General features: G+C 70.9%; 18 protein-coding genes. 9 read left to right on the top strand and 9 right to left on the bottom strand.

Features of this window, described 5'->3' with window-relative positions:
- Positions 1-26 precede the first annotated feature (26 nt).
- Both ABD714_RS01705 and ABD714_RS01710 read left to right on the top strand, forming a co-directional pair.
- On the top strand, positions 27-1,589 hold the full coding sequence (locus ABD714_RS01705) for a succinic semialdehyde dehydrogenase (protein WP_344810529.1): 1,563 nt from the start codon (positions 27-29) through the stop codon (positions 1,587-1,589).
- A 120-nt stretch (positions 1,590-1,709) separates the two neighbouring features.
- The gene (locus tag ABD714_RS01710; RefSeq protein WP_344810530.1) at positions 1,710-3,500 is read left to right on the top strand and encodes an alpha/beta fold hydrolase; all 1,791 of its coding nucleotides are present in this window, start codon (positions 1,710-1,712) and stop codon (positions 3,498-3,500) included.
- 85 nt (positions 3,501-3,585) lie between these two features.
- On the opposite strand, the gene ABD714_RS01715 is transcribed toward ABD714_RS01710, so the two are convergent.
- The gene (locus tag ABD714_RS01715; protein WP_344810531.1) at positions 3,586-3,849 is read right to left on the bottom strand and encodes a DUF4235 domain-containing protein; all 264 of its coding nucleotides are present in this window, start codon (positions 3,847-3,849) and stop codon (positions 3,586-3,588) included.
- A gap of 147 nt (positions 3,850-3,996) precedes the next feature.
- Here ABD714_RS01715 and guaA point away from each other — a divergent pair, with 147 nt between their 5' ends.
- Complete coding sequence (gene guaA, locus ABD714_RS01720) at positions 3,997-5,553, top strand: glutamine-hydrolyzing GMP synthase (protein ID WP_344811262.1); 1,557 nt, start codon at positions 3,997-3,999, stop codon at positions 5,551-5,553.
- Positions 5,554-5,576: 23 nt separating this feature from the next.
- Here the strand turns inward: guaA and ABD714_RS01725 are convergent, their stop codons facing one another.
- The 3 genes from ABD714_RS01725 to ABD714_RS01735 form a co-directional block, all read right to left on the bottom strand.
- The gene (locus ABD714_RS01725) at positions 5,577-6,110 is read right to left on the bottom strand and encodes a PspC domain-containing protein (protein ID WP_344810532.1); all 534 of its coding nucleotides are present in this window, start codon (positions 6,108-6,110) and stop codon (positions 5,577-5,579) included.
- A gap of 89 nt (positions 6,111-6,199) precedes the next feature.
- Positions 6,200-6,379, bottom strand: coding sequence for a hypothetical protein (locus ABD714_RS01730; protein ID WP_344810533.1), 180 nt, complete (start codon positions 6,377-6,379; stop codon positions 6,200-6,202).
- A complete protein-coding gene (locus ABD714_RS01735; RefSeq protein ID WP_344810534.1) occupies positions 6,376-7,938 on the bottom strand; it encodes a PspC domain-containing protein in 1,563 nt (520 codons plus the stop codon). Before ABD714_RS01735 ends, ABD714_RS01730 begins: the two co-directional genes overlap by 4 nt.
- Positions 7,939-7,981: 43 nt before the next feature.
- Here ABD714_RS01735 and ABD714_RS01740 point away from each other — a divergent pair, with 43 nt between their 5' ends.
- Positions 7,982-9,337 (top strand): ATP-binding protein, encoded by a 1,356-nt coding sequence (locus ABD714_RS01740; RefSeq protein ID WP_344810535.1) that lies wholly within the window; start codon positions 7,982-7,984, stop codon positions 9,335-9,337.
- 130 nt (positions 9,338-9,467) lie between these two features.
- Entirely contained in the window at positions 9,468-10,298 is an 831-nt protein-coding gene (locus ABD714_RS01745; RefSeq protein WP_344810536.1) for a response regulator, read from the top strand.
- A 27-nt stretch (positions 10,299-10,325) separates the two neighbouring features.
- Here ABD714_RS01745 and ABD714_RS01750 read toward each other — a convergent pair whose 3' ends face one another.
- Positions 10,326-10,589 carry a GlsB/YeaQ/YmgE family stress response membrane protein gene (locus tag ABD714_RS01750; RefSeq protein WP_344810537.1) on the bottom strand — a complete coding sequence of 88 codons (264 nt, stop codon included), beginning with the start codon at positions 10,587-10,589 and terminating at the stop codon, positions 10,326-10,328.
- Positions 10,590-10,694: 105 nt separating this feature from the next.
- On the opposite strand from ABD714_RS01750, the gene ABD714_RS01755 reads away from it, so the two are divergent.
- The 3 genes from ABD714_RS01755 to ABD714_RS01765 all read left to right on the top strand — a co-directional run bounded on the left by ABD714_RS01755 (position 10,695) and on the right by ABD714_RS01765 (position 12,746).
- Positions 10,695-11,045, top strand: a complete 351-nt coding sequence (locus tag ABD714_RS01755) for a hypothetical protein (protein ID WP_344810538.1) — start codon at positions 10,695-10,697, stop codon at positions 11,043-11,045.
- 84 nt (positions 11,046-11,129) lie between these two features.
- Positions 11,130-11,576 (top strand): RrF2 family transcriptional regulator, encoded by a 447-nt coding sequence (locus ABD714_RS01760; RefSeq protein WP_344810539.1) that lies wholly within the window; start codon positions 11,130-11,132, stop codon positions 11,574-11,576.
- 270 nt (positions 11,577-11,846) lie between these two features.
- The gene (locus ABD714_RS01765) at positions 11,847-12,746 is read left to right on the top strand and encodes a sulfite exporter TauE/SafE family protein (RefSeq protein WP_344810540.1); all 900 of its coding nucleotides are present in this window, start codon (positions 11,847-11,849) and stop codon (positions 12,744-12,746) included.
- Between the two features lie 84 nt (positions 12,747-12,830).
- Here the strand turns inward: ABD714_RS01765 and ABD714_RS01770 are convergent, their stop codons facing one another.
- The 3 genes from ABD714_RS01770 to ABD714_RS01780 all read right to left on the bottom strand — a co-directional run bounded on the left by ABD714_RS01770 (position 12,831) and on the right by ABD714_RS01780 (position 16,331).
- Complete coding sequence (locus ABD714_RS01770) at positions 12,831-14,066, bottom strand: alpha-hydroxy acid oxidase (protein WP_344810541.1); 1,236 nt, start codon at positions 14,064-14,066, stop codon at positions 12,831-12,833.
- 1 nt (position 14,067) lies between these two features.
- Positions 14,068-14,817, bottom strand: a complete 750-nt coding sequence (locus tag ABD714_RS01775) for a FadR/GntR family transcriptional regulator (protein WP_344810542.1) — start codon at positions 14,815-14,817, stop codon at positions 14,068-14,070.
- A 281-nt stretch (positions 14,818-15,098) separates the two neighbouring features.
- Complete coding sequence (locus ABD714_RS01780; protein WP_344810543.1) at positions 15,099-16,331, bottom strand: phospholipase D-like domain-containing protein; 1,233 nt, start codon at positions 16,329-16,331, stop codon at positions 15,099-15,101.
- A gap of 46 nt (positions 16,332-16,377) precedes the next feature.
- On the opposite strand from ABD714_RS01780, the gene ABD714_RS01785 reads away from it, so the two are divergent.
- Positions 16,378-19,005 carry a UvrD-helicase domain-containing protein gene (locus ABD714_RS01785; RefSeq protein WP_425562319.1) on the top strand — a complete coding sequence of 876 codons (2,628 nt, stop codon included), beginning with the start codon at positions 16,378-16,380 and terminating at the stop codon, positions 19,003-19,005.
- A gap of 55 nt (positions 19,006-19,060) precedes the next feature.
- On the opposite strand, the gene ABD714_RS01790 is transcribed toward ABD714_RS01785, so the two are convergent.
- The gene (locus ABD714_RS01790) at positions 19,061-20,011 is read right to left on the bottom strand and encodes a M23 family metallopeptidase (protein WP_344810544.1); all 951 of its coding nucleotides are present in this window, start codon (positions 20,009-20,011) and stop codon (positions 19,061-19,063) included.
- Positions 20,012-20,266: the final 255 nt, after the last annotated feature.

A 20,266-nucleotide genomic window follows, 5' to 3' on the forward strand; every position in this document is an offset into this window, starting at 1 on the left:
GGGCACGGGTCACTACCCTGGTCCGCATGTCGACAGTGAGCTCCGTGGCCACCGACCCCCTGCCCTGGGACGGCCGTCGGCTGGCCTCCCAGCTGGCCGCCACGGGACCGACCCGGACCTGGCGCTCGGCGTACGACGAGGACCTGGTGGTGGAGCTCCCCACCACCACCCCGGCCGATCTGGCGGGTGCGGTGGCGCGCGCCCGTTCCGCGCAGGTGGACTGGGCGGCCCGACCGCTGGCCGACCGCGAGCGGGTACTGCTGGCCCTGCACGACGCCGTCCTGGACCACCGGGAGGACCTCGCCGACCTGCTCCAGTACGAGGGGGGCAAGGCCCGGCTGACCGCGATGGAGGAGATCCTCCACCTGGCCATGACCGCGCGCTACTACGCCCGGGTCGCCCGGCAGGTGCTGCACGACCGGCGGGGGAGGGGGATGGTCCCGCTGCTCACCCGGATCGACGAGCGGCACGTGCCGCTCGGTCTGGTCGGCATCATCGCCCCCTGGAACTACCCGCTGAGTCCGACCGTCGCCGACGGCCTCGCCGCCCTGGTGGCGGGCAACGCCGTCATCCTGAAACCCGATCTGCAGACGCCCTACGTCGCCCTCGCCGCCGTCGACCTGCTCCGGCAGGCCGGCCTGCCCGCCGATCTGTGGCCGGTCGTCTACGGCCCGGGCGACCGGGTCGGGCCGGAGCTGATCGAGGCCGTGGACTACCTCTGCTTCACCGGTTCGACAGCGACCGGGCGGGTGGTGGCCCAGCAGTGCGCCGGCCGGCTGATCGGGTGCTCGCTGGAGCTGGGCGGGAAGAACCCGTTGCTCGTGCTGGACGACGCCGACGCCGAGGTGGCGGCGGCCGGCGCGGTCCGGGCCGCCTTCGGCAACGCCGGCCAGCTGTGCGTCTCGACCGAGCGGATCTTCGTGGCCGACACCCTGCACGACGCCTTCGCCGGCGCCTTCGTGGCCAAGACCCGGACCCTGCGACTGGGCCGCTCGCTGGACTACGAGCACGAGATGGGGAGCCTGGTGAGCACCGAGCAGCTGGAGCGGGTCGAGGCGCAGGTGGCCGATGCCCGGGCCAAGGGTGCCCAGGTGCTCACCGGCGGGCGGCGCCGCCCCGACCTCGGTCCGCTGTTCTACGAGCCGACGGTGCTCACCGGGGTGACCCCGGAGATGGACTGCTACGCCGGGGAGACCTTCGGGCCCGTGGTCAGCCTCTACCGGGTCGCCGACGACGCCGAGGCGATCGCCCGGGCCAACGACTCCGACTACGGGCTGAACGCGAGCGTCTGGACCGGCGACCCCGTCCGCGGCCGCCGGGTGGCCCGGCAGGTCCGCTGCGGCACGGTGAACGTCAACGAGGCCTACGGCGCCACGTTCGGCAGCATCGACGCCCCCATGGGCGGCATGAAGTCCTCGGGTCTGGGGCGTCGGCAGGGACCGGAGGGGCTGCTGCGGTTCGTGGAGTCCCAGGCGATCGGCACCCAGTCCCTGCTCCCGCTCGCTCCGGCGTTCGGGCTCTCGCCGCAGACGTTCGTCAGCGGCCTGACCGGCGCGCTCCGGGTGCTCAAGGCTCTCGGCCGAGCCTGAAGATCTTTCCGTACGGATCGAATTCTCCGCGGAAGTTTGTTCTCATGGAGGGCAGCAGTCACACTGCTCGGGTGCCCCGTCCGGTCGAGGCGCACCCGTAGATCCTCGAGGAGACCCTGCATGCCGCGTCGGTTCACCCGCTGGTTGACGGTGCTGGTGGCGTCCTCGGTGGCGGTCCTCGCCCCCGTCCCGCTGCTGACCCCAAGTGCCCAGGCAGCTGAGCCGACGGAGCTGGCGGTGCCGGCCCCGTACCTGACCCAGACGATCAGTTGGGGCGACTGCGGGGACTTCGAGTCCCGCTGCGCCACGGTCGCCGTGCCGATGGACTGGCAGAACCCGTCCAAGGGGGACATCCGGATCGCGATCGCCTACCTGAAGGCTCCGGGCACCACCTCGAAGGGCCTGCTGACCACGAACCCCGGCGGCCCCGGGGCGGCGGGTCGACTGCTGACCGAGGCGCTGTCGCTGCCCAGTGAGACCGGACAGGGCGGCAAGCGCCAGCTTCGTCAGTACGACCTGCTCGGCTTCGACCCGCGCGGCTTCGGAGCCAGCACGAACATCAACGATGACGATGAGAAGCATCGAGGTCGTTGTCTCACCACTTCGGCGAAGTTGAAGAAGCTTCCGGTGGTGGCGGACCGCCGGGTCAGGAACCGGGCCACCCACGCGATGGAGATCGCCGAGGCCAAGCTGTTCGGGGAGGCATGCGCGAGCGACCCGCTCGCTCGTTACATCAACACCCAGCAGACCGTCTGGGACGTCGACTTCCTCCGCCAGCTGATGACCGCGAACCAGGGCCGGAGCTACGACAAGCTGAACTACGTCGGCTACTCCTACGGCACGTGGCTGGGCGCCTGGTACGCCGACACCTTCCCGGACCGCGTGGGCCGCTTCATCCTGGACTCCAACATGCAGTGGACGTCCAGCATGTACGTCAACCAGACCCTCGACTCCGCCTCGTTCCAGCGTCGCCGGGACAAGATGCTGTTCCCGTACCTCGCGCGCCACCACAGCTACTACAAGCTGGGCAAGAGTGTGACGGCGGTCAAGAAGAAGTACGAGTCGACACGCAAGAAGCTGGCCACGCAGGCCAGGAAAGCGATCAAGAAGGGCAAGACCCCGGTGATGGGTCCCGAGGACCTGGACTACGTCACGGCCAGCCTGATCTACTCCGACGAGGGCTTCGCCAGCGCCGGCTATTTGATACGTGCGTCCAGCGACTTCGTCGGCAAGCCGTCGTCCGGGAAGTACCGGCGAACGCTGGAAAAGCGGATCAAGGGACCGATGGCGAAAGCGCCCTTCCTGGTCCAGCGCATCGCGTCGAAGGCCAAGGGATCTGACCTAGCGTCAGTCGATCTGGCCGGCACCATCGTCCGCTGCAACGACAGCGCCCAGCCCGGCAACCTGACCGCACTGCTCAAGCGGGCCGACAGCGACGCCAGGAAGTACCCGTTCACCGGCTACCTCAACACCGTGCCGCTGTGCGCGTACTGGAAGTTCAAGCCGCAGACCCGCACCATCGACCTCGCCGGGCTGCCGTCATCGAACAAGATGCTCATGTTCCAGTCCGAGGGTGACCCCGCGACCGCGTACGAGGGCGCCCGGGCCGCCCACCGCAAGACGGCGAGCAAGACCGTGATGGTCAGCGTGGACAACGAGGGCCAGCACGGGCTCTACGTCGACGGGCCGTCGAAGTGTCTGGAAGACCTCGGAGATGCGTTCCTGTTCAAGGGGTGGAATCCGACCGTGGACAGGCGCTGTGGGACCAGCCCGCTGCCCGACGACCGCAAGGTCTACCCGCTGAGTGGCCCGGTCTCGGGCACCTCGGCCAACGCGAAGAAGGCGGTCAAGGCCAAGAACGCGACCGTCAAGGCGGTCCGGGCGGACGTCGCCAAGCGCGGGCTGAGCTGACCCAGTGCGCTGAAACACAGCTCCGGCACCCGATCCCCTCGAGGATCAGGTGCCGGAGCTGTCTCTACGCCTGCTGGGTGAGGCGTCAGTTGCCCGGCCAGGAGCCGGTGAGGCGCTCGAACACCTTGGCTCCACCCCGGTTGACCAGCACCTGCACGATCGCGAACACCCCGGCCTGGATCAGCGCGGCGGCCAGGACCTTGCCCACCGTGTACTGCGCATCCAGCGCGTCGGGGATCTCGTCCTCGTCGGACAGCTTCTTCCAGATCAGTCCGACCACCCGGCCCGCGATGGCGGCGGAGCCGAGGCTCACCGCCAGACCGACCGGCCGGTAGGCCAACTTCGCCATGTCCGCCATGGATCTCCTTCACGTAGTAAGAGAGCCCATCCAACCATCACGGCCCAACGCTCGGCGTGCGGCTGGGCCGACGGGCTGGCCTAGACTCGGGCCCCTCATCGGGCAGGCGAAGGGACGACAGCGGTGACCGAGGCGGAGATGGAGCGTCGACACGACCTGGTGGTGGTGATCGACTTCGGCGCCCAGTACGCGCAGCTGATCGCCCGCCGGGTCCGCGAGGCCCGGGTCTACTCCGAGATCCTGCCGCACACCGCCAGCGTGGCCGAGATCGCGGCCAGGCGACCGAAGGCGATCATCCTGTCCGGCGGACCCCAGTCGGTGTACGCCGACGGCGCCCCCCAGGTGGATCCCGACCTGTTCGGGCTGGGGCTGCCGGCTTTCGGCATCTGCTACGGCTTCCAGGCCATGGCCCGCGCCCTGGGCGGTGACGTGGCCAAGACCGGCATCAGCGAGTTCGGCCGCACCCAGGCCACGGTGGCGACCGGTGGCACCCTGCTGGCCGGGCTGCCCGGCAGCCTCGACGTGTGGATGAGCCACGGCGACTCGGTGGCGGCGTCCCCGGCCGGGTTCACCGCCCTGGCCAGCACCGCCGGCGCCCCCATCGCCGCGTTCGAGAACGTCGACGCCGGCCTGGCCGGCGTCCAGTGGCACCCCGAGGTGCTGCACTCCCAGGCCGGTCAGCAGGTGCTGGAGCGGTTCCTGTACGACATCGCCGGCTGCCGCCCCGACTGGACGGCCGCGAACATCGTCGACGACTCGGTGGCGGTGATCCGCGAGCAGGTGGGCGACGCCCACGTGATCTGCGGGCTGTCCGGCGGAGTGGACTCCGCCGTGGCCGCGGCCCTGGTGCAGAAGGCCGTCGGCAGCCAGCTGACCTGTGTCTTCGTCGACCACGGGCTGCTGCGTCAGGGCGAGGCCGAGCAGGTGGAGCGCGACTTCGTGGCCACCACCGGTGTGGCACTGAAGGTGGTCGACGCCACGGAGCAGTTCCTCGGCGCCCTGGCCGGGGTGACCGACCCCGAGACCAAGCGCAAGATCATCGGTCGCGAGTTCATCCGCTCGTTCGAGCGGGCCGCCCGCGAGATCGTGGGCGAGTCCGGCGCCGTCGACTGGCTCGTCCAGGGCACGCTCTACCCCGACGTGGTGGAGTCCGGTGGCGGCGAGGGCGCGGCCAACATCAAGAGCCACCACAACGTCGGCGGGCTGCCCGACGACCTGCAGTTCGGTCTGGTCGAGCCGTTGCGGACCCTGTTCAAGGACGAGGTGCGGGCGGTCGGCGAGCAGCTGGGTCTCCCGGCCGCCATGGTCTGGCGACAGCCGTTCCCGGGTCCGGGACTGGCCATCCGGATCATCGGTGAGGTCACCCGCGACCGGTTGGAGATCCTCCGCGAGGCCGACGCGATCGCTCGCGCCGAGCTCACGGCCGCCGGTCTGGACCGGGACATCTGGCAGTTCCCGGTGGTGCTGCTGGCCGATGTGCGCTCGGTCGGGGTGCAGGGTGACGGCCGCACCTACGGGCACCCGATCGTGCTGCGTCCCGTGACCAGCGAGGACGCGATGACCGCCGACTGGGGCCGGTTGCCCTACGACCTGCTGGAGCGGATCAGCACCCGCATCACCAACCAGGTCCGGGAGGTCAACCGGGTCGTGGTCGACATCACCAGCAAGCCGCCGGGCACCATCGAGTGGGAGTGACCCGGCGGCTCAGCTGACCGCGGTCAGGCCTTCTGCTCCGGCTCCGGATCGGTCGGCTGCACCCCGCCCGGGGCGGGCGGGTTCGCGCCCGGCTCCGTGGTTCCGGGCTCGACGAGTGTCGACTCGCTCGCCGACCCCGCGGGCTCGGGGAAGGTGCGGGTCGGCTCCGGCGCGGCCGGGGCGGTGTCGTAGCCGGTCGGACGCGCGGGCTCCGGCTGCTCCCACGGCGCCCCGCCGGGACCCCAGACCTGGTCGACGGGCGGCTGGGCCGACTGCCCGTACGGCTGCTGGGCGGCGAAGCCGTGGTCCTGCGGCTGCGGGCCGTTCACGTACGGAGGCTGGGGCGGGCTGGTGCCCTCCTCCGGCATCACGAACAGCGCGATCAGGTAGAGCACGACCGGGATGCCCGTGAACAGCGTGATGGCCACGGTGAGGATCCGGACCAGGTTGACGTCCATGTTGAGGTACTTGGCCAGGCCGGCGCACACCCCCCCGATGAGCTTCTTGTTCGGGTCCCGCATCAGGCGGCGAGGTTCGGGCGGGTAGGGCGTGCTCATGGGAGAGCCTTTCTGAGTGGGTGTCGAGGGTGGGCGGGCGGACGACGTCGTCGCTGCTGGGTGATCGTCATCCGGGTGGACGGCCGGGCTCAGTCGCCCGTCCGGGAGACGGCGAGCCCGGCGATGCCGATCACGACCAGTCCGATGGGCGTGGCGAGCTTCACGAGCTCCCAGTCCAGCGCCCCGGTGAACGCGAACCAGAGCGAGCACAGCGCGACGCCGGTCAGGATCAGACCGAAGATCAAGGCGACGGTGTCGCGGCGCTTCATCGCTTCACCACCACCGCTCCCTGGTCGACCTGGATGTCCAGGGTCAGGGTGGGCCGGCCGCCCCGGGACTGACGCAGCGGCGTCGACCCGTCCAGGTCCTGCCCGCTGACCACGGCGGTCTCGTCGTCCATCACGACGCCGTTGGAGACGTCGTAGCGCAGGACCAGGTTCGTGTTCGGTGGGGGAGTGATCACCACGGCACCCGTGCCCACCTCGGCCGCGAAGGTGCTGTCCCGGGTCAGCTCGACCCGGCTGAGATCCACGTCCAGCAGTCCACGCTCGGACACGACCGGCTGGGCGGGGAGCTGGGCGGCGCTGGTGTAGCTGACGTGCTGTCGAAGGTGGCTCATCGGGACGGCGACCGAGAGCCCGACCACGGCGACCAGCAGCAGCAGCCCGACCGGCAGGATGCCGCGCGCCCGCCCGAGCCAGGTCGCGGCCACCAGGGTCAGCCCGACCACCAGCAGGGCGGCCGAGACGTAGACGAGCGGGGTGATCGGCACGCCGAGCGAGTCCGCGATCGCCAGCCCCAGCAGCACCAGCCCCAGCACCAGCACAGCGACCAGACGAAGGCGCCGGGCGGAGAGCGTGTGGGCCTGCGTACGGCGACTCGGCGCGACCGCAGCCTTCACCGGCGGGGCCTCGGTGTAGAGCCCCACCGGATCGGCGGCGGCCAGGAAGTCCGCGCGGGCGGTCGCCTCCGCCACCTCGGGGGTGATCGGGTCCTGCACGGTCGACGGCGCCGTGCTCGCCGGATAGGTCTGCCAGGCCGGAGCCGTCGGAGCACCCGGGGCCGGGGTCCCGGCGGACGGTGGTGCGGCCGGTGCCGCCCAGGTGGTCGGACCCGGCGTCGCCGGAGGGGTGGCACCCGGCCCGGCCGGGGCGGCCCCGGACGACCGCCGCATGTCCTCCACCCGCTGCCGCCAGGCTTCGGCCGCCTCGGTGAAGGGGGTGGCCGGGCCGGGGTAGCGGAACGGCTCGGCGGCGGGCGGCGGGGTCAGCGACGACGGCTGGCCCGACGACGGCGGGGTCGCGTTGCGGACCCGCGACTTGTAGTAGCCGAAGTACCAGATCAGGGCGAGGACGACCGCCGGCCCGAAGCCGATGGTGGTGGTGGAGCTGAAGACGCCGAACGTGATCAGGCAGGCGATGGCCACGATGGCGACCCACGCCTCGCGCGGCCAGCTCCGGGTCTGTCCCTTGGTCAGGTCATCCATGGTGGAGGAGGTGGCGCCGTCGGCGGGCACCAGCAGCCACGCGGCGACGTAGAGCACGATGCCCACGCCACCGCTGAGAGCGAGCAGCACCCAGCCGACCCGCACCAGGACCGGGTCCACGTTCCAGTGGCGCGCCACTCCACCGCACACGCCGGCCAGCTTCTTCTCCGTCGTGCTGCGCCTGATCGACCACACCGAGCTCATGGCCACCATCCTCCCCACTCGGCTGCCCCGATCCATCAGGGACGACCCCCACTCGTCCCGCTGCTCGGCCCGCAGGGGAACCGACCGGGCGCTCTCGACGTCGAAGCGATCCACCTTGAGGGTCCCCTCGGGGGACACCCTGCTGGTCTCCGGGCCCGTTGAGTGTGATGGTGGAGTCACCATGTCCACCACCGGCTTCGGCGCGCAACGTCCTCCCGAGACCCCGGACGTGCGTGCCCTGGGCGCCGGGACGGCGGCGGGGGCCGCCCCCGACCTCACCATCGGACCGGCGGAGGAGCCGAAGCCCCCCCGACCGCGGGCCACCAGGGTCGCCGAAGGCGCCATCCTCGGCGGCGTCTGCACCGGGTTGGCGCGGCACCTCGGCTGGCCCGTCATGGTGATCCGGATCGGGTTCGTCGGGTTGCTGCTGGTCCAGTTCCTCGGCGCGATCGCGTACGGGGCCCTGTGGCTGCTGCTCCCGCCCGAGGAGGAGGACACCGCTCCCGGTCTGGAGGCCGCCAGCCGCACGGGGATGCGGACCACGGTGAAGCCGAAGCGCCGGATCGACTGGGGCACCCTGCTGGCTCTGGCCGCGCTGGCGACCGGGCTGCTGTGGCTGGTGCAGACCAGCGGATGGGGACTCAGCCAGCACCTCTTCTGGCCGGTGGCCTTCGCCTGCACGGGTGCCGCGCTGGTCTGGCGGCAGGCCGACTCCAGCCAGCAGCGCCGTTGGCGGGCCGAGGGCGGCGGCCGGGTCTGGCTGGCGCCGTTGGTGGCGCGCGGCGGCTGGCCGGCCGTGCTGCGGGTGGTGGTCGGGCTGGCGCTGGTCGGCGCGGCCTTCGGCATCGTGGTGGCTCAGCAGAACCTGATCCAGGAGCTGCCCGAGGTGATGGCCATGACGGTCCTCGCCCTGGCCGGTCTGGCCGTCGTGCTCGCCCCCTGGCTCTACCGCTCCCGCACCGCCCTCAGCCAGGCGCGGGCCGACAAGGTCCGGGCCGATGCCCGCGCCGACATGGCCGCTCACCTGCACGACTCGGTGCTGCAGACGCTCGCGCTGATCCAGCGTCAGTCCGACGACCCCAAGGCGGTCCAGCAGCTGGCCCGTCGTCAGGAACGGGAGCTCCGCTCCTGGTTGTACGGGGAACCGAACGCCGACACCACCCTCAAGGCGGCGCTGACCACGGCGGCCGCCGAGGTGGAGGACGAGCGGGGCGTACCGATCGAGGTCGTCGCGGTCGGTGACTGCGACCTCAGCGAACCCCTGGTGGCCCTGGTGCGCGCGGCCAGGGAGGCGCTGGTCAATGCGGCCAAGCACTCCGGCGCCGACAACATCGACGTCTACGCCGAGGTGGACGAGGATCGGGTCGAGGTCTTCGTCCGCGACCGCGGCGCCGGCTTCGAGCTCGACGAGGTGGACGACGACCGGCTCGGCGTGAAGCACAGCATCATCGACAGGATGGCCCGGCACGGTGGATCGGCGACGATCCGCACCGCCCCGGGCGACGGAACCGAAGTACGACTGGAGATCAACCGATGACCGTCATCCCTGTCGCGCCCCGCGCTCCGCGGTCTTCGCGTTCCGCGAGGTCTCGCTCGTTCGTCGCGAAACCCGACGACGAAGAGCGTGTCGCCCGGTTTCGCTCCTGCACTCCCGAGAGGCTCCACTCATGACCGAACACCGTGGCCCGCAGCCGCGTCCCTCCGCCACCACCCCGGCCCCGCGCCCCGGCGCGATGCCACCGCCACCGCCGGCCATCTCCGGGCGCCACACCGACACCCCGGGACGGTCGACCGGCAACGTGCCCGGACGGCCCGGGAGCTCCCCGTCGGCGTCCGCCGACGGCGCCGAAGGGGGTGCCCAGCGCACCCGGGTGGTCGTGGTCGACGACCACGCCATGTTCCGCAGCGGGGTCCGGACCGAGATCGGCCAGCGGGTGTCCGTGGTCGGTGAGGCCGCCGACGTGGAGAGCGCGGTGGCCGTGATCGCCGAGACCCACCCGGACGTGGTGCTGCTCGACGTGCACCTGCCCGGCGGCGGCGGGGTCGAGGTGCTGCGCCGGGTGCACCTGGCCGACGCCGACCAGAAGTTCCTGGCCCTGTCGGTGTCCGACGCGGCCGAGGACGTCATCGGGGTGATCCGCGGCGGGGCCCGGGGCTACGTGACCAAGTCCATCAGCGGCGAGGAGCTGGTCGACGCGATCCGGCGGGTGTCCGAGGGTGACGCGGTGTTCTCCCCCAGGCTGGCCGGCTTCGTCCTCGACGCCTTCTCCGGCGCCATCGACCTGGCGACCATCGACGAGGACCTGGACCGGCTCTCCCAGCGGGAGCGCGAGGTGCTGCGGTTGATCGCCCGTGGGTACGCGTACAAGGAAGTGGCCCGCGAGCTGTTCATCTCCATCAAGACGGTCGAGACCCACGTGAGCAGCGTGCTGCGCAAGCTCCAGCTCTCCAACCGGCACCAGCTGACGCGCTGGGCCACCGACCGCCGCCTGGTCTGACCACCTGGCGGTCAGGGCCCCGGTGGATCAGCGCTGGGGGGAACGACCGCTGATCGCGCTCCAGACGGCCAGCACGATGACGCTGCCGACGAAGGCCAGCAGCCAGGTCCAGGGGGACCAGAAGCTGCCGATGCCGCGGTCGAAGGCGACGCTGCCGAGGAAGCCGCCGACCAACGCGCCGACGACGCCGATCAGCAGCGAGCCGACCCAGCTACCGCCCTTGCGGTTCAGGGCGGCCTTGGCCAGCGCGCCCATGATGAGTCCGATCAGGATCCAGCCGATGATGCCCATGGCACCACACCGTAGGACGGCCGGCCGGGGAATCGGTGGACCGGTCGGGCGACGTGCCGGAGAACCTGCGACCCACCCGCTCCGTCAGTCACTATCCTCACGAGCATGCACCTCGTCTACGCGTTCCTGACGCTGGTGCACCTGGTCGGGTTCGCCGCCCTGTTCGGCGGTTGCCTGGTGCAGTTCCGGGCCGTCGCGCCGGAGGTCAGTCGCACCATGCTGGTGGGTGCCTGGACGCAGCTGGCTAGCGGGCTGCTCCTCGCTGCGGTGCTGGAGCTGGACGACGACCCGGCACCGGTGGATCACGTGAAGCTCGGGGTGAAGCTGCTGGTGGCGGCCGTCGTGGTGCTGCTGGTGGCCAAGAACCGCAAGTTCGAGTCGATCCCCAAGGGCCTGTGGGGACTGATCAGCGCGCTGACGCTGGCCAACGCGGTCATCGCCGTCTTCTGGGCCTGATCTCGTGCCCGGAGACGGGTCGGGGCCGGCCGCGAGATCCTTCCGGCAGCCCGGCCGGCGCCCCCGAGCCACTACAGTCGCCTCATGAGGCTGTCCGCTCGGGTCGACTACGCACTGCGCGCCGCCGCCGAGCTGGCCGCCGCCAACGCCCCGCGGACGGTCGAACAGCTCTCCGGGGCGCAGAAGATCCCCAACAAGTACCTCGAGAGCATCCTGGGCGAGCTCCGTCGCGGTGGTCTGCTGCGGAGTCAGCGTGGCCCGGACGGGGGCTACCGGCTGGCCCGCCCCGCTTCGGAGATCAGCATCGCCGACGTGATCCGTGCCCTGGACGGGGAGCTGGCCAACGTCCGGGGGAGCCGACCGGAGCACCTGGAGTACGAGGGTGCGGCCGCGTCGTTGCAGGAGGTCTGGATCGCCCTGCGCGCCGCCGAGCGCGCGATCCTGGAGGGTGTCACCCTCGCCCACGTGGCGTCGGGCACCCTGCCGGAGAGCGTGTCGTCGCTCGTGGCCAACCCGAACGCCTGGGTCTAGGCGACCGGACGCAGCAGGATCGTCCCGGGTCGTCGGCCGGGTTCTCGCGTACGCGACGACCTGCCGTCGCGGCGTGTCGACCCACAGCGTCCAGGAGTCGGACGTTTGTCGCAACCGAGCGTACGAGTCACCTCCTGTCTCAAGTGGTGGTCAATCTGTCCGTGCAGCGAGACGAGGAGTTGAAACCGCCCGCGGAGGCGCTGTTACAGTTCCGACTAATTCCTAGATAACTACTAGGGTTATCGTCTCCCCGCAGAGAAAGACCTCGTCATGCGCAAGCTCATCGTGTTGGCCCTCGTGGGGTTCCTGGCCCAGCTGGTCGACGGCAGTCTCGGGATGGGCTACGGCGTGACGTCGAGCTCGCTGCTGATCCTGGCCGGGCTCACCCCCGCCGCCGCGTCGGCGTCGGTGCACTTCTCCGAGCTGGGCACCAACATCGCCTCCGGTCTGTCGCACTGGAAGCTGAAGAACGTGGACTGGCGGGTGGTGACCAGGATCGCCGGTCCGGGCGCGATCGGCGCCTTCGCCGGAGCGACCGTGTTGTCCAACCTCTCCACCGAGGCGGCGGCGCCGGTGATGGCCGCCATCCTGGCCCTGCTGGGGGCGTACGTGCTGGCCCGGTTCGTGATCGGCTTCGCCCCACCGAAGTTCAAGAGAGCCATCAGCCTCAAGTTCCTGGCTCCGCTCGGTCTCTTCGCCGGCTTCGTCGACGCCACCGGTGGCGGCGGCTGGGGTCCGGTGGCGACGCCGGCGCTGCTCGCCGACGGTCGGTTGCAGCCGCGCAAGGTGATCGGCTCGGTCGACACCTCGGAGTTCGCCGTGTCCGCCGCCGCCAGCCTCGGGTTCCTCTTCGGGCTCGGCGCCGCCGGCATCAACTGGGGCTTCGCGCTCGCTCTGCTGGCCGGTGGTCTGATCGCCGCACCCCTGGCCGCCGTGCTGGTCCGGTACGCCCCCACCCATCTGCTGGGTGTCGCCGTCGGTGGTCTGATCCTGCTGAGCAACTCCCGCACCCTGCTGAAGAGCTTCGGTGTGCCGGCCGACACCCGCTGGTGGGTCTACGGCGCCATCTTCCTGGTCACCCTGGCCGGCCTGTACGTGGCCGCCGCCCGGGCCAGGAAGAAGGCCGAGCTCGGGGTCGAGAGCGCCGACAGGGCCTCGGTCGACGCCTGATCTGTCGCCCCCCGGGCTGTCGCTCCCAGGCGAGCGCAACGGGCCGGTCCTCTCGGGGACCGGCCCGTCTCGTCGTCTCCGGGGTCAGCGCGGTCGCGGCTCCAGGCGGGTCAGCTGGGTGACGTGGCCCGGCTCCAGCTCGTCCAGGGAGACCACGCCGAGCAGCCGCATCGTCCGCTCGATCTCGCTGCGCAGGATGTCGATCACCCGGTCGACGCCCTCCCGGCCGCCGGCCATCAGGCCGTACAGATAGGCCCGGCCGACCAGGGTGAACCGGGCGCCGAGCGCCACGGCGGCCACGATGTCAGCCCCGGACATGATGCCGGTGTCGAGGTGCACCTCGAGGTCGTCACCGACCTCCCGGACCACCTCGGGCAGCAGGTGGAACGGGATCGGCGCCCGGTCGAGCTGGCGGCCGCCGTGGTTGGACAGGATGATGCCGTCCACGCCGAGGTCGGCGAGTCTTCGGGCGTCGGCGAGGTTCTGCACACCCTTGACCACGACCTTGCCGGGCCACTGCTCCTTGATCCAGCGCAGGTCCTCGAAGTCGACCGTGGGGTCGAACATGGTGTCCAACAGCTCGGCGACGGTGCCGCTCCAGCGGTCCAGGCTGGCGAAGGCGAGCGGCTCGGTGGTCAGGAAGTTGATCCACCAGGCGGGCCGGGGGATGGCGTTGACCACCGTCCCGGGGGTCAGTGCGGGCGGGATGGACATGCCGTTCCGCTTGTCCCGCAGCCGGGCCCCGGCCACCGGCACGTCGACGGTGACCAGCAGGGTGTCGAAGCCCGCCTTGGCTGCCCGGTCGACCAGAGCCATCGAGCGGTCCCGGTCCTTCCACATGTAGAGCTGGAACCAGTTGCGGCCGTGCGGGTTGGCCTCGCGCACGTCCTCGATAGAGGCCGTGCCCATGGTGGAGAGGGAGAACGGGATGCCGGCCGCCCCCGCCGCGGCCGCTCCGGCCCGCTCACCCTCGCTCTGCATCATCCGGGTGAAGCCGGTCGGCGCGATGCCGAACGGCAGTGCCACCGGTCCGCCGAGCACCTCGCGCGAGGTGTCCACCGACGACACGTCCCGCAGGATCGAGGGGTGGAACTCGATGTCCTCGAACGCCTGGCGGGCCCGGGCCAGCGAGATCTCGCCCTCGGCGGCACCCTCGGTGTAGTCGAAGGCGGCTTTCGGCGTACGTCTCCGGGCGATCGTCCGCAGGTCGGCGACCGTCAACGCCTTCTCCAACCGACGCTTCTTCGCGCTGAGCTCGGGCTTCTTGAACTGCATCAGCGGGGCGAGGTCACGGGGTTTGGGCAGATGGCGTTCGACCATGTCAGCTCTCCTTCGAGGGGTGGGGGACGGGGCGGGTGGGATCGGGCGAGGACGGCACGGGGGCGAAGGTCTGGGCGTAGTAGCCGGTGATGTGGTCGTGCAGGTGCCGACGAGCCCCGTCCGCGTCGTGAGCGCGGACGGCGGCGACGATCGAGCGGTGCTCGGCGCGCAGTCGGGTGGCCACCGGGGCCCAGCTGCTCAAGCGGGCGGCCCCGATCAGCACGTACCGCTCGATCGAGGTGCGCAGACCCGCCATGGTGGCCGTCACCACCTGGTTGCCGGCCGCGGCGGCGAGGGCGAGGTGGAACTGGGCGTCCAGGGCCAGGAACTCGGCGCTGGTGTGCCCGTCGTCGTCCATCGCGGCCAGCAGGGTGTCGGCCTCGGCCAGGTCGGGCCCGGCCAGCGCGGCCAGCTCGCCGACCACGGCTGTCTCCAGCAGCAGCCGGGTGCGGACGACGTCGTCGACGCCGAAACCCTGGGCGGCCACCTGGAGCCGCATCAGCACGGACATGCCGTCGCTGGGGGCGGCGGTGATGACGGCGCCGGAGCTCGGCCCCGAGCCCGTCTGGGTCCGCACCAGCCCCAGGACCTCCAGCACCCGTACGGCTTCGCGCACGCTCGACCGCCCGACCCCGAGCTCCGTCGCCAGCGCTCGCTCCGGAGCCAGGTGGTCACCGGGCTTCAGGACGCCGGCGGCCAGATCGCTCTCGATCCGTCCGAGCACGACCTGCCAGGCGCGTTGGTCGGACAACGGCCCCCCTCGACGGCTCTGTGTGGTCAGACCCTGTGGTCAGACCACAGTCTGACGTACCCCCTCGACGCCCGCAAGCCGACGGAGCCTGAAGATTCCGTCGAGTGACGGAATGTTCGAGTTCTGGGCTGGGTGGGTGCCTGAAGATTCCGTCGAGTGACGGAATGTTCGAGTTCTGGGGTCGGTGGGTGCACGGAGTGCCGTCGAGTGACGGAATGTTCATCGGCCGGCCGGCCGGCCGGCTGGCCGGGCGAGCGGGCGCGGCGGGCGCTGGGCGCAGGTCAGAGCAGGGGGCGGAGCGGGGCCAGCACCGTCTCGGAGAACTTCACCATCGCGCTGCGGCTCTTCCACTCCGTGGCGGTCAGCTCCACGGTGTTGGAAGAGTCGACCGCGAAGATCTCCTCCAGCTGCCGCGCCACGTCGGGACTGAAGACCTCGATGTTGAGCTCGTAGTTGCCGAGCAGGCTGATCCGGTCGATGTTCGCCGTGCCGATGGTCGACCACTGACCGTCGATGGTGGCGGTCTTGGCGTGCACCATCGCGCCCTGGTAGAGCAGCAGCCGGACGCCGCTGCGCAGCAGCTGGCCGTAGAAGCCGCGCGACAGCCAGTCGGCCACGATGTGGTTCGACTCGGCCGGCACGATGATCCGGACGTCGACCCCTCGCCGCGCCGCCCGCATCAGGGCGGCGAGCATGTCGGAGTCGGGGATCAGGTAGGCGTGGGTCAGGTAGATGTGCCGGGAGGCGCGGTCGATGGCGTCCAGGTACATGTTGCGGATCGGGTAGACCAGCAGCCGGGGCAGGTTGCGGTGCACCCGGATCTCGGGCTGCCAGTGGTCGCTGCCGGAGTCGGGCAGGGCCGGCCGACCGGAACCGACGAACAGGTTCCAGTAGTCGATGAAGGCGTTGCGCATGTCCCAGACGATGTCGCCGGTCAGCCGGGCGTGGGTGTCCCGCCAGTCCGTCGCGTACAGCGAGCCGATGTTGTAGCCCCCGACGAAGGCGACGTCGTGGTCGACCACCAGCAGCTTGCGATGGTCGCGGCCGGAGTTGCGGAACAGCCGGAACGGGCTGGCGATCACGGGGTGCCGGCGGACCCGGATGGAGGGCGGGAGGTCGTAGAAGGCGGGGGGCACGACCAGGTTGGCGAAGCCGTCGTACGCGACGTAGACCTGCACCCCCCGCTCGGCGGCGTCGACCAGGGCCCGCTTGAACGACTCCCCGATCCCGTCGCTCTTCCAGATGAACGTCTCGAAGAACACCTCGGTGCGGGCCTGGCGGATCGCGCCGAGCATGTCGTAGTAGAGGTCCTCGCCGTAGGTGTAGACGGTCACCTCCGACCCACCGGCGGTGACCGAGCGCGGCGGCACCCGCGGGAACACCGCGGCCGCGCGGTTCCGCTTGCGCCGCTGGTCGATCGCCATCAGGGCCAGCAGGGTCGCCCCCTGCACGGCGGCGACGGCCAGCACCACCTGCTTGACCACCGTCTTGAGCTTGATCCGCCGCCACCCCATGTCACCGATCTTAGGTGGGGGTGCCGACGTCTAGGGTGGACCCGAGATGACAGCAGCACCACAGCACGAACCCGCCCACGGTCGCCCGGCGACCTCCGACGAGCTGGCCTGGGAGGCCCTGTTGAGTCCGGACGCGGGTGGTGCTGACCCGGCGGCCGTCGATGCGGCAGCACCCGGCGGCAACCGGCCGGCTCGACGGGGGGCGCGGCCACCGAAGATCGACCTGCTGGCCGGTCTCAACCCGTCGCAGCGGGAGGCCGTGCTGCACGAGGGCGCGCCGGTCCTGGTGGTGGCCGGCGCCGGCTCGGGCAAGACCCGGGTGCTGACCCGCCGGATCGCCTACCTGGTGGGGGAGCGCAAGGTCCACCCCGGCTCGGTGCTGGCGATCACGTTCACCAACAAGGCCGCGGCCGAGATGCGGCACCGGGTGGCCGAGCTGATCGGCAACCGGGCGAAGCTGATGTGGATCTCGACCTTCCACTCCGCCTGCGTGCGGATCCTGCGGAGCGAGATCAACCGCTTCGGTCTGTCGCGGACCTTCTCCATCTACGACGACGCCGACTCCAAGCGGCTGATGCAGCTGGTGCTCACCGATCTGCAGCTGGACCCGAAGAAGTTCCCGGTTCGAGCCGTGATGACCTGGGTGTCCAACCACAAGAACGAGCTGGTCGACCACGAGACCGCGGCGACGCGGGCAGAGACCGAGATCGAGACGAGCAACGCGGCCGCGTACGCGGAGTACCAGCGTCGGCTGGCCGCGGCGAACGCGCTGGACTTCGACGACATCATCATGACCACGGTGCACCTGCTGCAGGCCTTCCCCGAGCTGCGGGAGCAGTACCGACGGCGGTTCCGGCACGTGCTGGTGGACGAGTACCAGGACACCAACCACGCCCAGTACGTGCTCATCCGCGAGCTGTGCTCGACCGACGTCGAGCCCCCGCCGGGAGAGCTGGCCACCGAGCCGCCCGAGCTGATGGTGGTCGGCGACTCCGACCAGTCGATCTATGCCTTCCGCGGAGCCACCATCCGCAACATCCTGGACTTCGAGTCCGACTTCCCCGGGGCCCGCACCATCCTGCTGGAGCAGAACTACCGGTCCACCCAGACGATCCTCAACGCCGCCAACGCGGTGATCGTGCAGAACGAGGGCCGCAAACCCAAGAGCCTGTGGTCCGACGCCGGCGACGGCCACCTGATCACCGGGTACGTCGCCGACAGCGAGCACGACGAGGCCCAGTTCGTGGCCGGCGAGATCGACAAGCTGCGCGACGACCACGGGATCCGCTACGGCGACGTGGCCGTCTTCTACCGCACCAACGCCCAGTCCCGGGCCTTCGAGGAGGTGTTCATCCGGGTCGGCATGCCCTACAAGGTGGTCGGCGGGGTGCGCTTCTACGAGCGGCGCGAGGTGCGGGACTCGATCGCGTACCTGCGGGCGATCGCCAACCGTGCCGACGACGTGTCGCTGCGCCGGATCCTCAACGTGCCCAAGCGCGGGATCGGGGACAAGGCCGAGGGCGCGGTGGCGGATCTCGCCAACCGCGAGCGGATCAGCTTCGGCGACGCGCTCCGACGGGTGGACGAGATCTCCGGCCTGGCCAGCCGCTCGGCCCGGCTGCTGACCGAGTTCGCCGACTTCATGGACGCCCACGAGGCGATGGTGGCCGCGGGCGTCCCGGCCGACCAGATCCTGCTCAGCGTGCTGGAGAAGTCCGGCTACCTGACCGAGCTGGGGAACTCCGAGGACCCGCAGGACGAGACGCGGCTGGAGAACCTGCAGGAGCTGATCGGGGTGGCGCGGGAGTTCGTCGCCGAGGCGACCCCGGTCGCGCCGGGCGACTTCGAGCTGAGTGCCGAGGACCTGGCCGGGCTGACCGTCGACGAGCTGGCCGAGCTGGCTCAGCTCACCGGCGTGGACCCACGGACCGGGGAGCTCGCCCAGCCGGCCGGGGGCGGACCCGAGGGCCAGGACGGGGCCTTCGGCCTGGCCGACGGCGCGCCGCAACCCGACCCGTCACTCGGCGCCTTCCTCGAGCGGGTCGCCCTCGTCGCGGACAGCGACCAGATCCCCGACCAGGGCGAGTCGGTCGGCGTCGTGACGCTGATGACCCTGCACACGGCCAAGGGACTCGAGTTCGACACCGTGTTCCTGACCGGGCTCGAGGATGCCGTCTTCCCGCACCAGCGCTCGTTGGCGGCCAAGGACGAGAAGGAGCTGGAGGAGGAGCGGCGGCTGGCGTACGTGGGCATCACCCGTGCGCGCCAGCGCCTCTACCTGACCCGGGCCATCGTCCGGTCGGCCTGGGGAGCACCCCAGCACAACCCGCCCAGCCGGTTCCTCGCCGAGATCCCCGACCGCCTGGTGGACTGGCGGCGGCTGGCCTCGGCGGCCACGAGCTGGCGGAACACGTCGGCCACCAACCAGACCAGCTGGCGGCGTCAGCCGGGCCGTGGAGCTGACGGCGGCTCACCCGCGTTCGGCTCGGGCAAGCGGGCGGCGAAGGCCGTGCCCGCCCTGGCGGCGGGGGACAAGGTGCTGCACACCAGCTTCGGCCTCGGCTCGGTCATCGCCACCTCCGGATCGGCCGAGGACCCGCGGGCGGACGTCGACTTCGGCTCGCACGGGGTGAAGCGGCTGGCCGTCCGGCACGCGCCGATCGAGAAGCTCTAGGCCCGGGCCGGCACTCCGGCCGGGACGACCAAGCTGCCGGCGGACGACCAGCGGGTCAGGGCCGCAGACCCAGCTTGTTCAACCAGTGCTGCGGGTCGACCGCGGTGTAGACGTCGCCCGGCTCGGTGCCGGGAGGGTAGACCTCGAAGTGCAGGTGCGGGCCGAAGGCGCGCCCGGTCTGGCCGACCTGGCCCAGGCGATCGCTGCCGCTGACCCGCTCGCCCGAGTGGACCGAGATCGACGACATGTGCGCGTACAGGGTCTGGGTGCCGTCGGCGTGCTTGATGACGACGTAGTTGCCGGCCCAGCCACCGGCGTTGCCGCCACTGCCGGCGTGCACGACGACGCCCGCGGTGGGAGCGTAGATCGGGGTGCCGATGGGGGCGGAGAAGTCGAAGCCGGTGTGGTAGCGGGCCCAGGCGCCGACATCCCCGAACCGAGCGGCGATGCTGTACGACTTGACCGGCATGGTGGCGACGCCGAGCGCCTTCTTGGCCGCCTCCGCCTTCTTCTTGGCCGCCTTCTCCGCGGCCTCCTTCTTCTTCTCGAGCTTGGTGGCGCGCTTGTCCGCTGCCTTGGACTCCTTGGCCAGCAGAGCGGCGCGGGCGGCGACGGCCCGCCGGTCGATCTCGACCGGCTCCGCGGCCTTGTCGGCCGCTTCGGTCAGGGCCTCGGGGTCGAGGGCGTCGGCCTGGGCGGTGGTGGACAGCGCGGCCCGGAAGTTCGACCGGCTGATGGTCTCGGAGTCACGCTGGAAGGCCGACGGCTGCTTCACCCCGGGGGCCACCGTGGTGACGACCGACGAGGTGGCGTTGGCGACGTGGGTGTCCTGGGCCGAGCTCGTCGACATGGCGGAGACGGCGACACCGAGGCCCAGCACCGACACGGCCAGCGTGGCCAGCCCGGCGTTCAGGGCGCCGGTCCGGAGCCGTACGGGCTGGGTGGTCCGGCGTTCCTGGGGAGCGGCTCGGCGCGCGAGGGCGCGCTGGGACTGGGTTCGGGGCACGGCTGGAACTCCTCGGTCGACGACGGGGGTCAGGTCTCACATGAGGCCGGAATCCCTGGTCGCGACAACATCGGATTCAGCCGGTGAACTTCTCCAGCAAGGACTGGATCGGTGAAGTTTCATCGACCATAACGGATTGATAACGCGTGTCCCAAGTCGAGCAGTACCAGTTGACAGGGTGGTTCCGAGCCTGAGCCGGGGTTTGTGACCAAGGTCTCCCGCACCCTGTGAGCCACGTCTCGCGGCAGGGGTTTT

Source organism: Microlunatus aurantiacus (assembly GCF_039536605.1).
Classification (GTDB): Bacteria; Actinomycetota; Actinomycetes; order Propionibacteriales; family Propionibacteriaceae; genus Microlunatus; species Microlunatus aurantiacus.